Raw genomic sequence first — 1,757 nt, forward strand, 5'->3', positions numbered from 1 at the left:
GGCAAAGCGTGCCGAGATGCCGGCGCTGTCGAGCAGCCCTGCCAGCACCTTCGGTCCGTCGGAGCGGCTTGCCCCCTGCAGCTTGGCGACGACCTCGCCACGCGTCGGCTCGCGGTTCGGGGTGTTTCCCGGCGTTTGCGGCCAGACCCGCGACACCGTTTCGGCGAGATCGCCGACATAGTCGTAGGAATAGCCGAACAGCACCGGATCCATGCGCTCGGTGACGAGCATGCGCAGCATCGCCGGCTTGACCGCGGCGATGTGGAGATCGCCAGTGATGGCAGCCAGCGCCAGGCCGCGATCGGGATCCTCGACGCTGCGGAAATAGTCGGTCAGCAAGGTCAGCTTGCCATTGCGCGACGGCGTCAGCACCAGGCGGTCGAGAAGTTCGGCGAAGCGGTTCATGGCTTCAATCGCCCTCGTCCTCGTAGCCCACCAGGTGCAGTGGCTTTGCCGCGATGCCTTCGAGTTCGCACCAGCGGACCAGCGCCTCCTCGCGGCCATGCGTCACCCAGACCTCTTCGGCTCCGGTCTCCTTGATGGTGGCGGTCAGCTCATCCCAGTCGGCATGGTCCGAGATGATCAGCGGCAGTTCGATGCCGCCCTGCTTGGCGCGCTGGCGGATGCGCATCCAGCCTGACGCAAAGCACGAGATCGGATCGGGAAACCGCCGCGCCCAGCGATCCGCGAAGGCCGAAGGCGGGCCGACGACGATGGCGCCGGCAAAATCATCCTTGCCGCCGCTTTCGACGGTCGCCGGTTCGAGGGTGCCGAGATCGATGCCTTGGCTCTGGTAGTACTCACTGAGTTTGGCCAGCGCGCCATGGATGTAGAGTGGCCTGTCGTAGCCGGCGTCGCGCAACAGCCGCATCACCCGTTGCGCCTTGCCCAGCGCATAGGCGCCGACCAGATGCGAGCGTTCAGGGAACTGCGCGGCCGATTTCAGCAGGCGGGCGATTTCTTCGGTGTCCGGGGGATGGCGAAACACCGGCAGGCCGAACGTCGCTTCGGTGATGAACACATCGCACGGGATCGGCTCGAATGGCGCGCAGGTCGCGTCCCTCTGCCGCTTGTAGTCGCCGGAAGCGACGATGCGCGTGCCCTGATGCTCGACCGCTATCTGCGCCGAGCCCAGCACATGGCCGGCCGGATGGAAGCTGACGCTGACGCCATCGAGGGCAATCGTCTCACCCAGTTGTGCCGCTTGCGTCGTGCCAGCGAAACCCTCGCCGTAGCGCAGCCCCATAATGTCGAGCGTCTGCTGCGTCGCCAGCACCGAGCGGTGGCCGGAACGCGCGTGGTCGGAATGGCCATGCGTGATCAGTGCCCTGTTGACCGGCCGAACCGGGTCGATGAAGAAATCGCCCGGCGGGCAATAGAGGCCCTCGGGCCGGGGATGAAGCAGAACACTGGTGCGCATGGTCTCCAAGATAGGATATAATTCCGCGGCGGGAAGCCTGTTGTAAGTCACTGCTGACTCCCGCATAGAGCACCGCCGGCTCGATCCGCCGGCAGGACCCGCCGCCATGAAACCGCTTCAGGCCTCGTCAGGCGACTTGAACGCCGATCGCCGCGCCGACTATGCCGAGATGCTGCACGCGGATGGCGATCATGCGGCGGCGGCGGAATTGCTGCTCGGTGCGCTGGAAATAACGCCGCAATGGGCGATGGGCTGGTTTCGTCTCGGCGAGATGCAGCAGGCGGCGGGCGCGGCGGATCTGGCCGCACAGGCGTGGACGATGTCGTTGCAACTCGAT

Annotated in this window: 1 protein-coding gene and 2 pseudogenes; 1 reads left to right on the forward strand and 2 read right to left on the reverse strand. The window is 65.9% G+C overall.

What is annotated here, in order from left to right; translation table 11 throughout:
* Together EN884_RS34910 and EN884_RS34915 are read right to left on the reverse strand one after the other, a co-directional pair.
* Positions 1–405: pseudogene (locus tag EN884_RS34910) on the reverse strand (ATP-dependent DNA ligase); the annotation flags it as partial.
* Positions 406–409: 4 nt separating this feature from the next.
* Complete coding sequence (locus EN884_RS34915) at positions 410–1,420, reverse strand: ligase-associated DNA damage response exonuclease (RefSeq protein WP_063169968.1); 1,011 nt, start codon at positions 1,418–1,420, stop codon at positions 410–412.
* Between the two features lie 106 nt (positions 1,421–1,526).
* On the opposite strand from EN884_RS34915, the pseudogene EN884_RS34920 reads away from it, so the two are divergent.
* Positions 1,527–1,757: pseudogene (locus tag EN884_RS34920) on the forward strand (SAM-dependent methyltransferase); the annotation flags it as partial.

This window comes from Mesorhizobium sp. M7A.F.Ca.AU.001.01.1.1 (genome assembly GCF_004022735.1).
GTDB classification, from domain to species: Bacteria; Pseudomonadota; Alphaproteobacteria; order Rhizobiales; family Rhizobiaceae; genus Mesorhizobium; species Mesorhizobium ciceri.

Excerpts from the sequence above, each read along its gene's own strand:
- EN884_RS34915 (WP_063169968.1), bottom strand. The coding sequence starts at position 1,420 with ATGCGCACCAGTGTTCTGCTTCATCCCCGGCCCGAGGGCCTCTATTGC.